11 protein-coding genes are annotated in these 15,544 nt (G+C 54.1%); 4 read left to right on the forward strand and 7 right to left on the reverse strand.

Annotation, left to right across the window (positions count from 1 at the left end):
* Positions 1-129: 129 nt before the first annotated feature.
* The 3 genes from ACYVHX_RS27125 to ACYVHX_RS27135 all read right to left on the reverse strand — a co-directional run bounded on the left by ACYVHX_RS27125 (position 130) and on the right by ACYVHX_RS27135 (position 6,141).
* Positions 130-1,215: a hypothetical protein gene (locus ACYVHX_RS27125; protein ID WP_460674850.1), complete on the reverse strand. Its 1,086-nt coding sequence runs from the start codon at positions 1,213-1,215 to the stop codon at positions 130-132.
* A 66-nt stretch (positions 1,216-1,281) separates the two neighbouring features.
* Positions 1,282-4,848 (reverse strand): beta strand repeat-containing protein, encoded by a 3,567-nt coding sequence (locus ACYVHX_RS27130; protein ID WP_460674851.1) that lies wholly within the window; start codon positions 4,846-4,848, stop codon positions 1,282-1,284.
* 1,002 nt (positions 4,849-5,850) lie between these two features.
* Positions 5,851-6,141: a hypothetical protein gene (locus ACYVHX_RS27135; RefSeq protein ID WP_460674852.1), complete on the reverse strand. Its 291-nt coding sequence runs from the start codon at positions 6,139-6,141 to the stop codon at positions 5,851-5,853.
* Positions 6,142-6,164: 23 nt separating this feature from the next.
* Here ACYVHX_RS27135 and ACYVHX_RS27140 point away from each other — a divergent pair, with 23 nt between their 5' ends.
* Positions 6,165-7,451, forward strand: a complete 1,287-nt coding sequence (locus ACYVHX_RS27140; protein WP_460674853.1) for an Hsp70 family protein — start codon at positions 6,165-6,167, stop codon at positions 7,449-7,451.
* A gap of 3 nt (positions 7,452-7,454) precedes the next feature.
* Here ACYVHX_RS27140 and ACYVHX_RS27145 read toward each other — a convergent pair whose 3' ends face one another.
* Positions 7,455-8,528 (reverse strand): alpha/beta hydrolase, encoded by a 1,074-nt coding sequence (locus ACYVHX_RS27145; RefSeq protein WP_460674854.1) that lies wholly within the window; start codon positions 8,526-8,528, stop codon positions 7,455-7,457.
* A 187-nt stretch (positions 8,529-8,715) separates the two neighbouring features.
* Between ACYVHX_RS27145 and ACYVHX_RS27150 the strand changes: the two genes are divergently transcribed.
* A complete protein-coding gene (locus tag ACYVHX_RS27150; protein WP_460674855.1) occupies positions 8,716-9,921 on the forward strand; it encodes an FAD-dependent oxidoreductase in 1,206 nt (401 codons plus the stop codon).
* Positions 9,922-9,996: 75 nt separating this feature from the next.
* Here ACYVHX_RS27150 and ACYVHX_RS27155 read toward each other — a convergent pair whose 3' ends face one another.
* Both ACYVHX_RS27155 and ACYVHX_RS27160 read right to left on the reverse strand, forming a co-directional pair.
* The gene (locus tag ACYVHX_RS27155) at positions 9,997-11,238 is read right to left on the reverse strand and encodes a serine hydrolase domain-containing protein (RefSeq protein ID WP_460675071.1); all 1,242 of its coding nucleotides are present in this window, start codon (positions 11,236-11,238) and stop codon (positions 9,997-9,999) included.
* Between the two features lie 107 nt (positions 11,239-11,345).
* On the reverse strand, positions 11,346-12,080 hold the full coding sequence (locus ACYVHX_RS27160; protein ID WP_460674856.1) for an NUDIX hydrolase: 735 nt from the start codon (positions 12,078-12,080) through the stop codon (positions 11,346-11,348).
* A gap of 145 nt (positions 12,081-12,225) precedes the next feature.
* On the opposite strand from ACYVHX_RS27160, the gene ACYVHX_RS27165 reads away from it, so the two are divergent.
* Both ACYVHX_RS27165 and ACYVHX_RS27170 read left to right on the forward strand, forming a co-directional pair.
* A complete protein-coding gene (locus ACYVHX_RS27165) occupies positions 12,226-13,128 on the forward strand; it encodes an alpha/beta hydrolase (RefSeq protein WP_460674857.1) in 903 nt (300 codons plus the stop codon).
* A gap of 29 nt (positions 13,129-13,157) precedes the next feature.
* Positions 13,158-14,795 carry a carboxylesterase/lipase family protein gene (locus ACYVHX_RS27170; protein WP_460674858.1) on the forward strand — a complete coding sequence of 546 codons (1,638 nt, stop codon included), beginning with the start codon at positions 13,158-13,160 and terminating at the stop codon, positions 14,793-14,795.
* 66 nt (positions 14,796-14,861) lie between these two features.
* Here the strand turns inward: ACYVHX_RS27170 and ACYVHX_RS27175 are convergent, their stop codons facing one another.
* Positions 14,862-15,455: a Uma2 family endonuclease gene (locus ACYVHX_RS27175; protein ID WP_460674859.1), complete on the reverse strand. Its 594-nt coding sequence runs from the start codon at positions 15,453-15,455 to the stop codon at positions 14,862-14,864.
* Between the last annotated feature and the right edge of the window lie 89 nt (positions 15,456-15,544).

A 15,544-nucleotide genomic window follows, 5' to 3' on the forward strand; every position in this document is an offset into this window, starting at 1 on the left:
TCACGTCTGGCAGTTGCCGGTTTCAGCCCTTCCGGGTTTAGTTTGGCAACACGGTGCCAAACACCGCAACCGGGAGCCGGCCGGCGGACGTAACCAGACGTGTTCAGGTGAAAAGCGCTGTCTTGCCGCTTACTGGACAGCCACTTTCACAAACTTGGGTTGCAGCAAAGACGTGTTCTGCAACGAGAGCATGTACAAGCCCGAGCGCAGCGAGAGCCCCTGGAAGTGGACGCTGTTCCGTCCTTTCTGGAGTTCGACGCTTTGTTTGCCGACGGTCCGGCCCATGATGTCGGTTAAAACCATGTTGGCCTGGTTCGAAAGATTTTCGTCACCGTAGTCGATGTAGGCTTTGATGGTACCGTTCGTAACCGGGTTGACGGCCAGCTTCAGTTCAATGCCCACATACCCGTCGAATGTCAGCGACCGGATCATGCTGTATTCAAATTTGCCGTCGGTATCGACCTGCCGCAAGCGGTAGTAATGAATCACCGAGGGATCCGGAAATTCCTGCATAAACTGGTATTTGTGCGTTTCGAACGTGGTCCCGTGCCCTTCGATTTTGCCCAGAACCGCAAAATCCCGCGCGTTGGTGGAGTGCTGCACTTCGAAATAAGCGTTGTTTTTTTCCATCGACGTCACCCATTCCAAAACCGCATGTTTGTTCACGGCTTTGGCAGTGAACGAAGCCAGCGTAACGGGCAGGGCTATTGCCCCAACGGAAGCCGCCCGGCTGCTGGTGTTGTTGGACGTTACTTCTTCAAAAAGGTCGGTGGGTTCAATCAGGGAAGCCGTTGACGTAATGGTGGTGCCACCCACCTGCTGGATGGCGCGGACACCTATTTGCAATACAAACGGCGAAAGAGCCTCCGTGATAGGAACGGTATTTCTCAGGTACACGCTGGTTGACGTAGTAAATTCCGATACCACCTCAAAGTTGGGAATGATCAGTGAACCGGTCAGATCCGGTGCAAAATTGATGTACTGGTTGAGGGTAATGACGACTGACATTTGGCCGGCTGGAACCGGGTTGTCTTCAAAATTACCGACCGTCACACGCACCGCCCCCGTGTGGCTCGGTCCGGTGAAGGCAGAGTTTCCTGCATCGGAAATCACATCCGTTGGGGTGGCAAAAATATCAACCAACTGTGCCTGGCTTCGGTGCGAAAGCTGGACAAGGGCCAGAAAAAGGAAAGTGATGAGTAATTGCTTTTTCATTGGAACGGATTGTTTTCGAGTGAAAGTTTAGAGTCTGGGGGAACAATCCCCCAGACTCATTGGGTGCTATAGGGTCGTATTGACAGCGGTCACCGCCGTATTGTTGTTGGTTTTTGTTTCACCGCCTGAACCGCTCTGGATGCGGGTGTTCAATGTGCTGGCTCCCGAGCTAACTCCGGCGGTTATTTGCAGCGAAAGCGTAATGTTTTTCGCGTTCGCGGCTCCACCCGGAATCGTCAGACCGGATTTTGAAACCAGCCGGAAGAAGCTGCCCGAATCGGTCAGTTCCCATTCGTTGCCCGACGTACCTGTCAGTGCCACCGTCATAAACTGGGTTGGCTTGGTTACCGTGATGGTGACAGTACCGTTGGAGGTTGAGCCAACCGTCAGGTTTTTCACCGTGATGGTCAGGTTGCGCGTTTGGCCGATTTCCGTGTAGCTGGCGTTTGGCATAAAGTTCGTCGGTGTCAGGTCCACGTTGGGGTCCGTATAATCCGGGTTCGAGTCGTTATCGCCGTCTGGAAGGGCCGGGCTGCCTGCATCTCCATAACTGCTGGTGGCTCCATCGACCGACTGCGGAATACCGTCGTTGTCCGGTTCATCGGAATTGTCGATGATTCCATCACCATTGCTGTCGAGCGTACCCGGGTTCGGAATTCCACTTTCGTTCAGATCTTTCAGGCCGTCATTGTCCGAATCCAAATCCCGGTAATTCGGCGTACCATCCGCATCCGTATCTGGTGGGGTCAGGCCACCTCCCGCCGTGGAGGGGATTCCGTTCGAGCCCGGCGTACCATCGGCAATGCCGTTGTTGTCTGCGTCGGTGCCACCCGCTTCCACCACGTCGTTAATGCCGTCGTTGTCCGAATCCAGGTCAAGGTAGTTGGGTTTTCCATCGCTGGTACCTCCCCCGTTGATATCGCTGTTGGTCGGGTTGGTGCCGTCCGCGCCTTTTTCCACGGTGTCCGTAATGCCGTCGTTATCGCTGTCGAGGTCACGGTAGTTGGGAACACTGTCGCCGTCGTTGTTCGGCAGGGCCGGACTATCGGCGTCGCCGAACGTACCCGTTGCGCCATCGACCGATTGCGGAATACCATCGCTGTCGGTTTCGTCGGCATTGTCGATAATACCGTCTTTGTTGGTATCCATCGCATTTGGTCCCGAAACCCCGCTTTCGTACAGATCCGGAATCCCGTCGCCGTCCGAATCCACATCCTGGTAATCCGGTTTGGCGTCGCCGTCGGTATTGGGCGGAGTCAGTCCGCTGCCCGCCGAAGACGGAATGCCCGTTGCGCCCGGAGTGCCGTCGGCAATGCCGTCGTTGTTGCTGTCTTTCGTCGGTGAGCCGGTCGCGTTGCCTTCCACTACGTCGTTGATGCCGTCATTGTCCGAATCGAGGTCAATGTAATCCGGGCGACCGTCGGGGTTGCTGCCCGTATTGGTGTCGCTGTTGGTCGGATTGTTGCCGTCTGAACCTTTTTCGGTAGTATCCAGAATCCCGTCGTTATCGCTGTCCAGGTCGAGGTAATCGGGAAGCGGATCGCCGTCGGTGTTGCGCGGAGTGTCGCCGTTCGGACCCGCTTCGACCGAATCCGGAATTCCGTCGTTGTCGCTGTCCGGATCGCGGTAATTTTGCGGCTCGTCGCTATCCGAATTGGTCGGGTTGTTACCGTCCGGACCTTTTTCGACCGAATCCGGAATGCTGTCGTTATCGCTGTCGAGATCGTGGTAATCCGGTTCCCCTTCGCCGTCGGAGTTGCGCGGATTGTTCGGGTCCGGCCCGATTTCAACCGTGTCGGGGATGCCATCGTTATCATCATCCGGGTCGCAGGTGTCAGGGATGCCGTCGTTGTCAAAGTCAAGCAGGTCGTTACCCGTTCCGGTTCCGCACACATCCTGGCAGTCGGGAATGCCGTCGCCGTCCCCGTCTTCAATCACAAACGCATCGTAGATGTAGTATTGTCCGGCCAGATCGGCGTTGATCAAACCTTCATTGACCACGATCTGAATGCGGTCGAAAGGCTGATCGGGATAAAAGCCCACCACGGAGCGGGTGGTTGTGCCGGAAATAAGTGAAGCCCCAAGCAGGTTGGCTGCCGTTGATTCATCCACCGGATCGTCACCATCGCCGTTGTACACTTTGATGGTAATGGCGTTCAACAGGCCCAGGGCCAGCAGCGACCCGGTTTTTGCGATATGAAAACCGGCAAAGGTCTTGTTCGCGGCAAAATCGGTGCCGTCTTTGTTTTCAACCGTCAACTGCATTCCGGCGCCCAGCACACTGACAACGGAGGTGTACGTTGCGTAGTCGGTGGTTGAGGACGTAACCGCATTGGCGCGATCGGTCAAGGCATGAGCGCCGACCCCGTACACACCCGACCAGGGACGCTCGTCCAGAAAACCGTAGGTCTGGTTGCCCGTAACCAGGTTACCACTGTATTTCCCCGTGGCTTCGGAGCCCAGAATTTTTTCGCAGTTTGTGCAGCCCGCGGCTTCCACAAACGCGCCGTAGAGCCGGATTGATCCGAGGTTGGCGGTCACCAGGGAATTGACGACAATGCGGACTTCGTTGAAATCCTTGGTGGTGACAAAGCCTATTTTCTGTTTCGGTACGGTGGTGCTTCCCGCCAGCAGCGATAAACCGAGCAGGTTACTGCCGTCGCCAGTTGACCGGAACTCCTGCCGGGTGCCAAACAGATAGGTTTCAATTGTGATGGTGCCCAGCGCGTTGGCTGCCAGCAGCGCATTGGCTTCATTTTTCGAAAGGACAAAACCGGCCCGATCACCCGCCTTGTATTTCTTTTTGGTGTCGATCACACTGACCGCAACCGTTGAAGCCACCCCGGCGGTCGGCGTCAGCAGGGCGTAGTCGCCATTGTTGCCATTGATCAAATTAAGCCGGTCGGTCAGCGAACAGGCCGCGCAGCTTACGGAACCGTAGTACGTGGCGTCGGTGCCCAGGCCGCTGATGTAATCGTTACAGCCCGTTGTCGCTGTCGCCGTGGCGCAGGAGGTCGGGAAGGCGACGGCGGCATAGATCCGCAGGTTGCTGAATACTTCGGCACTCAGCAGGCCGGTGTTCAGCCGGATCTCGTCAAATGCCTGGTTCGTTATAAAGGTCGCGTACATTTTTTCGGTGCTCCCCAGGGCCGAACCCGCCAGCAGCGAGCTCAGCGATTGGGCGCCGGAAACGGGATTCCCGTTCAGGTACGTCCGGATGGTCACGTTGCTCAGCACCGACAGATCGACCAGCGCATTGCGCGACAGCACAAAACCGACGACATTTTCGCCGGTATAACTGCCGTTGGTTTTCCGTACGGAAATTCCCTGGGCGATCTGGGCCGCGATGGTTGTGTTGATGTTCGCGTAGGTTTCGAGGCTGTTATCGGTTATTTTTTGAAGTTCATTATAGGTGCCGGTTCCCAGGCAAAGCGGCCCGACACAAACGGTGGCATCCACGACGCCACCTACCTGAACGGCGGTGCCGGAAATGGGCGCGTAGCACGATTGTGCGAAAGACGGAGACGCACTGATCAACAGCATTGCCGCGGCCAGAAAACCCGCTACACGCGTTCGGAGCGGTCGGAAAAGAGGGTCTTTAATTCGCTCAATTAAAAAGTAAAATGGAGTCATAGCGAATTCTTTTTAAGCGTTGAGAAATAAGAATTGTACCGGGGGAATAATAGACATACCAGTCTCACCCAACTAATTCTTCAATGAAGAACAAGTTGATCATTGCTGTGCAATAAATACAGTGTTTTATCCCTGTATAACACTCGGAACGGTGTTACGGAATAGCGGTTTTTTTGTAATCCATCATAATAAAATTTGACTGTGATTCAACAGACATTATTGTTGAATGAAAAAGAAGTAATGTCTGTTAATGGAACTCAAAATCAAGTGCAGAAAACGGCCGATGGAGGGTCCGGCCTTGTCCGCTATTGCCGAGTTACGGTGAAAGTTTATCGATCACATACGGAATTCTGAATAATTACCCGGTTGAGGTAATCCAGCCGTTTCCTTTCCTGACGTTTATACAGCGCAGCGATTATAGAACTTCAAATTGCTATGATAGCAAATGAATGGATCATAATTGCCTGACAATATGTATGTTAAACGGTGAACGCTAGGGGGAACTGAGAATTCTGGTTCCCGGGGTGCCTGCTTCTTTTTCAGAAGGATGGCTGTACTCAGTGCAGAAGAGTACTAAAGTGTTTTTCATAGAAGTTGAGCCTTTAGGTACAGACAGAGAATTTGTATGCGTAACTTTAAAAGGTTTTTTGTTGAATGCCAAATAACAAAAAGTGTTTTTAATGTCTATTTATTATACGGTGTTATTTCAAACTTGAAATGAATAAAGGGAAATTTCACCTGATAATTTATAAACACTTTCTAACGGTGTGGTAACAAAAAGTTTGCCAATCCTCTAAAATGAATCGGTCAATAGAATGTCTGATAATTATTTTATAAGTAATCCATTGATCTGGGTATAAAACTGCATTTAGACGTAAATTTTAAACTTACATTTTTACCAGTATTACCCCTGATGACTGGTTATTTTCATTCCGTTAAATTCTCCCCGAAATGGTAGTAATGAAACCTTACGGAACAGTGTATACGAGAAAGGCGGTTTTCTCAAAGACCGGGCCAACTTTTGAAATTTGTTACTTTTAGTAAAAAATAGTTACTAATTAAGGCAGCAGCGACCCCCTTGCCGAAAACCGCCTGACCGACTAACGAAGTGTTTTCGCTGGCAGGTTGAAAAGGGGAGCGGACCGTTTTCGACCGGGGAGATGATGGCCCGTCTGGCTTCGACAGGTGATTATTTTTTTTTTCGGTAAAAACCGGATTTAATGTAAATTCGCGCCCTTTTATCCACCAAGTGTTGTGCGCTCCGGTTTTAATCCCTTCCAAAAACCAGTGCATGATGCGTACTGAACCTTACAGGAATGACACCACCTTCGTGCGGAATCGATTTCGGAACTTCCAATTCAAGCGTAGCCATTGCCCAGGATGATGCCGTGCGTCTGGTGCCCGTTGAAGGCCCATCCGTCACCATTCCGAGCGCTATTTTTTTTCGTCGTCACGACAATAAAGCGTTTTACGGCCGAACGGCGGTACAGCTGTTTTTCGAGCGGCAGGAAGGGCGGTTCATGCGGAGCCTCAAGCGGGTGCTGGGCACGTCCCTGATGACGCAGGGAACCGTTGTGAACGGGGCCGTGATGAATTTCTCCACCATTATTGCTTCCTTTCTGAAGACGCTCAAGGCAAAGTCCGATGCGGAGGCCGGGCAGGAAATCGAAAATGTGGTGATGGGGCGCCCGGTTCATTTTGTCGATCAATCGCCGGAGGCCGACACCCGGGCGCAGGCCGAGCTGAAAGCCATTGCCCAGCGGGTTGGCTTCCGAAACATTGAATTTCAGTTCGAACCGATTGCGGCCGCCTTTGCGCACGAAGTCCGGATCACCGGCGAAAAGCTGGCGATAGTGGCCGATCTGGGCGGAGGAACCTCCGATTTTACCGTCATTCGGTTGTCCAGCCAGTCCATTCATAAACCCGATCGCTCGTCGGATATTCTGGCCAACACCGGTATTCGGGTGGGCGGCAATGATTTCGACAAAAACCTGAGCCTGGCGGCAATCATGCCGGAACTTGGCTACCGCAGCACCTACGGCGAAAAGAAGCTGGAAGTGCCTTTAAAACCCTTTCATGACCTAGCCGAATGGAGTAAGGTCAACTTTCTGTATACCCCTAAAATGATTATGCAAACCCGGCAGTTGCTGCACCAGTCGCACGACAAAACGCGGTATAAACGGCTGGTTAACGTGCTCGAAAACGAAACCGGCCACACGCTCCTGGCCGCGGCCGAAGACGCAAAAATTGCCCTGACCGCCGGAGAGGTGCACGAAACCCCATTCGATTTTATTGAAGAAGGGTTTGCGATCCCCATCAAACGGCAGCGATTTGAAGCGGCCATTCAGCAGGAAGTCTCAAAAATTGCGGCTTCGGCCACCCAGTGTCTGCGGGATGCCGGTGTGCGGAACAACGCCATCAATCTCGTCATTCTGACCGGCGGTTCCACCGAAGTCCCGCTGGTTCAGGCCGAATTCAAACGGCTTTTTCCGAATGCCGCCATTGCCGACGAAAATAAGCTGTCCAGCGTCGGGCTGGGACTGGCCTACGACAGCCGGAATAAATTCGGCGCGCAAACCGTCCGCAAAACCGCTGCACCGTAAGCTTTACTTCTTCCGTTTCGGTGGGTCGAAGGACAGATGCTCCGAAAAGAAAGGCAGGACTTTTTTCTCAATGCGCTCGGCCACCCAGTTTACGTGGTCACCGTCGTATTCTTCGTAGGCATGCTTGATCTGGTAGTCGTTGAGCACACCGTCCAGCACCTTGATGCTGGCGGCAATGCTGACGTCTTTGGCTCCAGCATCGAACGCCATGGCCTGTAGTTTTTTCAGATTCGGAATGTACTGGTCAATCACCACCAGCGGGGCATTGGCCGCTATTTTGGCCAGAACAGTGGGCTGCGGCTGGCCGTCTTTCACCGGCAAATCGAGGTAAAAAGGCGGTTTGGTGGGATTGGGCGCCCAGGCTGCCGCCGTGGCAAAAGCCGCCTTGGTACCGAAGTCGGCCTGCTCCAGATCGCTGATGGTCCGCACGGCTTCCAGACGGGCCGCAGCCGCTTCGTTCCGGTTTTGATTTACGTTCACCGTCAGGCAGCAGGGACTGAGCAGGTAGATGCTGGAAAAAATTTCCGGGTGTTTCTGACCAATGCGCATCGTGCCGTAGCCGCCCATCGAATGTCCCGTCAGGCCCCGGCTGGCGGCCGTCGGAATGGTTCGGTAGTGATTGTCGATGTAGTCAACCAGCTCCGTCGCCACAAAATCTTCCCAGTTTCCGGTGGTAACCGAATTAGAGTAAAAGCTGCCGAAAAACCGGTTGTAGGCATTCGGTGTCACCACAATCATTTCACGCACGGCGGGGTCGGCAAGGGACTTGTCAATCACCTCCGGCAGGTTAATCCAGTGTTTGGTAAAACCATACCACTGTTCGTCGCTGTCCGTAAAACCGTGCAACAGATACAGCACCGGAAACCGGCGGTTTTTGTCGGTTTGGTAACTGGGCGGTAAATAAACCGATACTTCCCGGTCGGGCGAATCACCGGCCAGGTTTCCCTCCAGTCCCTTGCCGTGGACCTTGGTGCGCTCGGCGGTTCCTTTCCGGGTCTGAGCCTGAACCGAAGTGGCGAAAAAAATGACTAGCAAACTGGCCCAAAAAACCGGGCGGGCGATCGAAAACGGCTTCATTTCGAGTTGGGAATTAAGCAATACGGACGAACATTAAAGCTAGTCAAATCAACCGGAATTGAAAAGTGCCGCCGGTCGGTCTGGTTAAATAGTCTCCTCGTCGCCGGAAACCGTCGGTTCACGAAAAAGCCCGGGCGTCGGTGGACGCACTGCGCTACTTTTGATCGTCCATCCGAACAAACCAGACATGATTGCCTCCCGAAAAGCCCTCATCATTGGCTGCGGCATTGCCGGGCCGGTACTGGCTCTTTTTTTACAGGAAGCCGGTATTGATGCCGAAATCTATGAATCCCAGACCGCCGGCATGGACGAGGCCGGTGCGTTTCTGAACCTGGCTCCCAACGGCGTCAATGTGCTGAAAACATTGGGCATCGATCATCTGCTGGAAGCAAAGGGGTTTCACTCGGCAGGCATGGCGTTTTTCAACGCCGACGGCAAACCGCTGGCGCAGATCGACAGCCGTGATGAAGTCGCCCGCTTTGGCAGCCGCAATGTTATGATGAAACGCGGCCAGTTGCACCGGATTCTGCGCGATGAGGCCCTTCGCCGGAACATTCCGGTGCAGTACGGGAAAAAGCTCAGCGGTTTTCGGCAACACGGTTTTCAGCGGGTAACGGCTTATTTTGAGGACGGAACCGAAGCGACCGGCACGTTTCTGATCGGTTGCGACGGCATCCATTCCCGAACCCGGCAACTTCTGTTTCCGAATGGTCCCCAGCCGGCCTACACGGGCATGGTCGACTGTGGCGGTTTTGCGCGTTGCGATCCGGCCGCCCTGCCTGCTACCGGGGCCATGCAGATGACCTTTGGCAAAAAAGCCTTTTTCGGTTCGATTGCCAAAGCGGACGGAGAGGTCTACTGGTTCAGCAACGTGGCCTGGCCGACCGAACCGCAGCGGGACGAACTGAAAGCCATTTCCGACGACGACTGGCGGCACCGTCTGCTTCAGAATCACGCAAGCGATCACGAACCGATTCCGGCCATCATCCGGGCAACACCGGGGGCCATCGGCAAGTGGCCGGTTTACGATCTGCCATCGCTGAAAACCTGGCACAAGGGGGCGGTTTGCCTGATCGGCGATGCGGCCCATGCCACCTCGCCCCATTCCGGGCAGGGAGCCTCGCTGGCGCTGGAAGATGCTGCGGTTTTGGCCCGCTGTCTGCGCGATGCGTTCGATACGGAGCGGGCCTTTGCCCAATTCGAAAGCCTGCGCAAGGAGCGGGTGGAAAAAATCGTTCAGCAGGCCCGGCGCACCGGCAACGGGAAAATGGTGAGCAACCCGGTCGCCGTCTGGCTTCGTGACCTGATGCTGCCGTTTTTTATCCGGATGGGTGCCAAAGCCTCGGAGCCGGTTTTAGCGTATCAAGTGAATTGGGAACAGGAAGTTGCCTGAACGCTGGCGGGATTGGCAAAATCTGCAAGGTCGCCCAGACGGGGTCGCCTAGACTGTGCAGCCTGGAAAAGAACATCAATTCAGCGCCTGATAAACCGCCATCCGGAATTTTCGAACAAAATCACCGTAGTGCGCATACGGCATGACGTTGGTATAAACCAGCAAAATCAGATTTTCTTTCGGGTCAATGGTGTATTCCGAACAATACGCCCCACCCCAGGTGTACGCTCCCGGCGTGGCCTGATCGCCGTAATGGCTGCGGCTGGTAATCAATTGAAAACCAAGCCCGAACTTATCCTGCCGTTCCCAGACTTCCGCGTCACCGATCTGGTTTTCGAGCATCATGTCCACGGTTTTCCGGCCCAGAATCCGCTTGTTGTTAAAGGTGCCGCCGTTCAGCAGCATCTGACAGAATTTGGCGTAGTCTTCGATGGGCCCGACCAGCCCGGCACCCCCGGCAAAATAAGTTTTAGCACCCGCCACCGGATACGTCCGGTTGCTGACGTTGTCGTGCAGCGTGAGCGGTTTTCCGGCACTTTTTGCGTACAGTTCCACCAGGCGGCTGGCTTTGTTGGCGGGTAAATAAAAGTACGTATCGTTCATGCCCAGCGGCTCCAGAACGCGCTCGCGCATGGCAACATCCAGCGGTTTTCCCGACAGAATTTCCACCAGGCGACCAATGATGTCCGTATTCAGGCCATAGGTAAAAGCCTCGCCGGGATCTTTGAGGAGGGGCCGGGCGGCCAGCCGGTTGACGACCTCTTCGAGCTTATCGGCTTGCAGCGAATTGAGGTAAGGCACCTTAAACTCCGGCCGCTTGTCGAGCGGATGGTCATAGGGAATACCGGCATTGTGGCTCAGCAAATGCCGGATGGTGATTTCGCGTTTGGCGGGGCGGGTTTCGTACGTACCTTTTTCGGCATCGACGCTGACGAGCACCCTCGGGTTTTTGAAAGCCGGGATGTAGTTGGAAATTGGTTCGTCGAGAACAAACTTCTGTTCCTCAAAAAGCGTCATGAGCGTAACGGTCGTGATGGCTTTCGACTGCGACGCAATCCGGTAAATATCATCGCGCTTGAGGGGGATTTTCTTTTCCAGGTTGCTGAAACCGTACGCTTTGTGGTGAACGACCTTGCCATTTCGGGCCACGAACGTAACGGCATTCGGCGCCAGCCCTTTGTCGATAAAGTCCTGCAGGAGCGCATCGATCCGCTTTAGATTTTCCTCCGAAAAACCGGCTTCGGCGGGTGCTTCGGCCGGCGTGAAGGCGGCCGGTTGGGCACGAAGCGAAAAGGGACCGTGGCAAACAGTAAACAGTAAAGCAGACGGAAGGCGGTTTTCATGCGGTTTAGGAGTTGTAGGAAAAGCGAAATTTCGTTAAAAAAGAGCAAGGATAAAACAGCGGGGCCGTTAATCCACAAAATCTACTCGCTCTCGGCCGTCGGCGGCACAAACCGGTACAAAAAAGGTGCTTTGTGGGGCGTTCCCTGCCGCCGTTCCGAAAGCCGTTCCAACTGGCCGGATGCCATTATTTTCTTGTAAAAATTGCGCGAATCCAGCGGAAAACCCAGAATCGTTTCGTGCAGTCGTTGCAGCTCCGGTATGGTAAACGTTTCGGGTAATAAATGACTGATGGGCTGATCGCTGAGTTGTTTGCGCAGGGAAGAAAGCGCCACGTCAATGATGTGATTGTGATCGAACAGCAGCGCCGGAACATCTTCCAGATTCCACCAGGCGCATTCTTCCGTCAGAAAATCGGGCGAGGGCACCACGTTGGAATAATTGACCAGGGCGTAGTAACCAATGGAGATGGTCCGCTCCGACCACTGGATGTCCTGGAGCGGCAGATTGATTTTTCGCCAGGTGGCATCCTGATCATACCGGACGGTTTTGCCAAAAACGTGAAATTGCTGGAGGTAGAGCGCCTTCAGGCCCGTCCGTTCCTGCATAATCCGCTGGGCCGCATCGTCAACCGATTCGGCTTTTCGGATAAAGCCGCCCGGCAGGCTCCACGCATCCGTCCCCTTCCAGCGCAGCAGCAACACCGTTAACTGGTTCTGGTGAAAACCAAAAATGACCCCGTCAATGGACAGGTAATGAATACACTGTTCGGAGATTTCCTGGTAATACCGAACCGCCGGATGATTATAATCCATCATAAAATTTTACAAAAAATTCATTGCGTAATTTTGACGTATTGAATCTTTATGTACTTTTGACGCAAAGGTACTAATTGTTTGGAATCAGGGGCCGGTTTCGCCCGGAGCACGCTGACTTTCATCAAAATTTGTTGGTAATTTGCTGATGATCACGCTCTTCCTACGGTTTTTTATTCTTGCCATTTTTCAAATTGCTGCTTTTGCGGCATTTGGCGCCCGGGTCGATACGCTCGATTTGGAAAGTGCGGCTATGAAGCGGACGCTGCGGGCGGCTGTGGTGTTGCCGGAATCGTACGGAACGAAAAAATCGCGCAAAACCGGGCAGACCTTTCCGGTTTTGTATTTGCTTCACGGCGGCACGGGCGGTTTTCGGGACTGGCTGACCAAACCGCCCGACAAGACGCTGCTGCACCGGCTGGCCGATCAGTATAATCTGATTATCGTCACGCCCGACGGCGATCCCAGCAGTTATTATTTCGACAGTCCGCTGGTGGCCAACAGTCAGTTCGAAACCTTCATTTCCGGGGAGTTGGTCGATCAAATTGATCATCGCTACCGAACCGTCCGCGACCGGAAAGGCCGCGTTATTGCGGGCCTGTCGATGGGTGGGCACGGTGCGATGTTTATTTCCTGCCGCCATCCTGAATTGTACGCGGCTGCCGGAAGCATGAGCGGGGTGATGAACATCAACACGGCCACCTGGAAAGTGCTCGCCGAATTTGCCAAATCCCGCGCCGAGAATCTGGCCCGGCTGCTCGGACCTCCGAAAGAAGGCGGTTCGCCGTATCCGGGTTTAACGATGGTAACGCTGGCCAATCAGCTGAAAGCCAACAACCTGCCGTTGGTCTTCGACATTGGTGTGGATGACTTTCTGATTGACGGAAACCGGGATTTGCACCGCCAACTGACCGAAAATAAAACTCCGCACGACTATACCGAGCGACCCGGTGCGCACACCTGGGACTATTGGGAAAACGCCCTGCCGTATCAGGTCCTGTTTTTCAGCAAAATCCTGAAAGCAAACGGAGTCGCCCTGTCTTCAAACTAAAACAATTGAATAAACTTTCGCCAACCCATATGAAAATCAGTAGTTTAGTTTTTGCTGTGACCATCCTGTCCCTGCCGCTCCGAAGCGTGGGGCAAGGTAAAAAAGAAGCTGCGGCTCCCCTTGTAACCGGAAAAGACGTGGCGGTTGTGCCGACCGAAGCGGGCAAAGTGCGCGGCTACGTTCACAACGGTACGTTTACCTTCAAGGGAATTCCGTACGCCAAAGCCGAGCGGTTTATGGCGCCGACCAAACCGGATTCATGGCCGGGCGTGCGAAGCTCGCTGAGTTACGGCCCGGTTTGCCCGCTGATGGACCCCACCACCTCGGTGCAGGACGAATCCGAGTTTGTGTATCATCACGATTGGGGGTATCCGGGCGAAGATTGTCTCCGCCTGAACCTCTGGTCGGCGGGCGTCAACGATGGTAAGAAACGGCCCGTGATGGTTTGGTTGCACGGGGGTGGTCACACGGCTGGTTCTTCGCAGGAGTTGCCGTCGTACGATGGTGAAAACATCAGCAAAAAGGGTGATGTGGTGCTGGTTTCGGTCAACCACCGGCTGAACATTCTGGGTTTTCTGGATTTATCGGCCTACGGTGACAAATACAAAGCATCCCCGAACACCAGCATTATGGATCTGGTGGCGGCTTTGCAATGGGTCAAAACTAACATTGCCAATTTCGGCGGTGACCCGAACAATGTGACCATTTTTGGCCAGTCCGGGGGCGGAGGGAAAGTGAACACGCTGCTGTATACCCCTTCGGCCAAGGGGCTTTTTCACAAAGCGATCATCCAAAGTGGCGGTCTGGGTCTGAGTTTTCACGACCAGGCGGTGACGAAACGAATCGGAGCGGCTGTTCTGACCGAGTTGAATCTGCAACCGGCTCAGGTGGACGAGATTCAGAAGATTTCGTACGAAAAACTGGCGGCTGCCGGGAAAAAAGCGGTGCAGAAAGTGCAGGAACAACTAAAAACCGAGGGCAAGCCGCTGACGGTTTTTGGCTGGATGTGGGGACCAACGCTCGACGGCGGTTTTCTGCCCCATCAGCCCACCGATCCGGCGGCACAGTCGGTTTCCAGTGCGGTACCGCTGCTGATCGGGTCAACGAAAAACGAGTTCATGGCTTCGCTGCGAATGCCGGACAGCAACGCCATCACGCCGGAAGAAGCCAGAAAAGCCCTGCAACAACCGTATGGTGACCAAACCGACGCCTATATAGCCGCCGTCAAAAAGGCCTACCCGGCCGACACCAAACCGTCGGATCTGCTCGATGTGGACGCGATGTTCCGGCGGAGCGCGATTAAAATGGCCGATGTAAAAGCCGGTTCCCCGGCCCCGGTTTTTATGTACCTGTTTACCTGGCAATCGCCGGTTCTGGATGGGCGCTACAAGGCGGTTCACTGCATGGAAATCCCGTTTGTGTTCAACAACATCGCCCGTTGCGAGGAAATGACCGGCGGCACCAGGGCGGCTTACGAACTGGCCGACAAAATGAGCCAGTCGTGGATCAACTTCGCCCGCAGCGGCAATCCGGGCCACAAGGGTCTGCCGGCCTGGCAGAAATATACCCCCGCGAACGGAGCCACGATGTTGTTTGATAACCAGTGCGTGGAAAAGTACCACCACGACAAGGCGGTTTTGGCCATCGGCCCGCCGGTAATGTTGTAAAACCGGGTATGAGGCTGGTGGGAGCACGGCTTTTCGGGGAGCAGAACCCGGGAAGCCGTGTTTTTATTACAGGGCTATGGTCACTTTCAATCCCTCCAAAACCGCTTCGCCCGACAAAACTGCCTGCTTCTCGTTAAGGATTTCAATGGAACCGTTTCCACGATAGATGTAGATCTGCTGCTCGATTCGGTCGATGAGCCAGCCGAGCTGGCAACCGTTGGCGCGGTAGTCTTCCATTTTGGCTTTCAAGCCCTGGATGGAGTCGGTTTTGGAGCGGATTTCGATTACAAAATCCGGACAGATCGGCGCAAATTTTTCCCGTTTCGCTTCCGGAAGCGCTTCCCAGCGGTCCTTCTGAATCCAGGATACATCCGGCGACCGAACTGAGGAATCGGGCAGGGTAAAACCGGTGGATGAATCAAATACGTAACCGAGTTTAGTTTTGCGGTTCCAATTCCATAATTCGCCGAGCAAATCGGCATTGTAACGTCCTGTCTCTGATCCGGTGGGAGGCATAAGAATGATGTTTCCGTCGGCATCGCGTTCGAGACGCAGATCCCGGTTGGCCTGGCACAAGGCAAAAAAATACTCGTCGTCAAACTGGAATTGACGGGGCGGGTGCAGGGTCAGGTGGTCGGAAGTCTGAATTTCGGCAATCATACAGCAAGCCTTTTCCCAAATATAATACGTACCAACGGACTTTAGTCCGTCAGAGCCCCAAACATCCGGTGGATTTAACAACGTACGGG

The sequence above is a fragment of the Larkinella ripae genome, from assembly GCF_054780775.1.

What these genes read in the sequence shown, in the direction of transcription:
- ACYVHX_RS27125 (WP_460674850.1), bottom strand. Translation starts at nt 1,215, where the DNA reads ATGAAAAAGCAATTACTCATCACTTTCCTTTTTCTGGCCCTTGTCCAG.
- ACYVHX_RS27165 (WP_460674857.1), top strand. Translation starts at nt 12,226, where the DNA reads ATGATCACGCTCTTCCTACGGTTTTTTATTCTTGCCATTTTTCAAATT.
- ACYVHX_RS27145 (WP_460674854.1), bottom strand. Translation starts at nt 8,528, where the DNA reads ATGAAGCCGTTTTCGATCGCCCGCCCGGTTTTTTGGGCCAGTTTGCTA.
- ACYVHX_RS27140 (WP_460674853.1), top strand. Translation starts at nt 6,165, where the DNA reads ATGACACCACCTTCGTGCGGAATCGATTTCGGAACTTCCAATTCAAGC.
- ACYVHX_RS27160 (WP_460674856.1), bottom strand. Translation starts at nt 12,080, where the DNA reads ATGATGGATTATAATCATCCGGCGGTTCGGTATTACCAGGAAATCTCC.
- ACYVHX_RS27175 (WP_460674859.1), bottom strand. Translation starts at nt 15,455, where the DNA reads ATGATTGCCGAAATTCAGACTTCCGACCACCTGACCCTGCACCCGCCC.
- ACYVHX_RS27130 (WP_460674851.1), bottom strand. Translation starts at nt 4,848, where the DNA reads ATGACTCCATTTTACTTTTTAATTGAGCGAATTAAAGACCCTCTTTTC.
- ACYVHX_RS27135 (WP_460674852.1), bottom strand. Translation starts at nt 6,141, where the DNA reads ATGCACTGGTTTTTGGAAGGGATTAAAACCGGAGCGCACAACACTTGG.
- ACYVHX_RS27170 (WP_460674858.1), top strand. Translation starts at nt 13,158, where the DNA reads ATGAAAATCAGTAGTTTAGTTTTTGCTGTGACCATCCTGTCCCTGCCG.
- ACYVHX_RS27150 (WP_460674855.1), top strand. Translation starts at nt 8,716, where the DNA reads ATGATTGCCTCCCGAAAAGCCCTCATCATTGGCTGCGGCATTGCCGGG.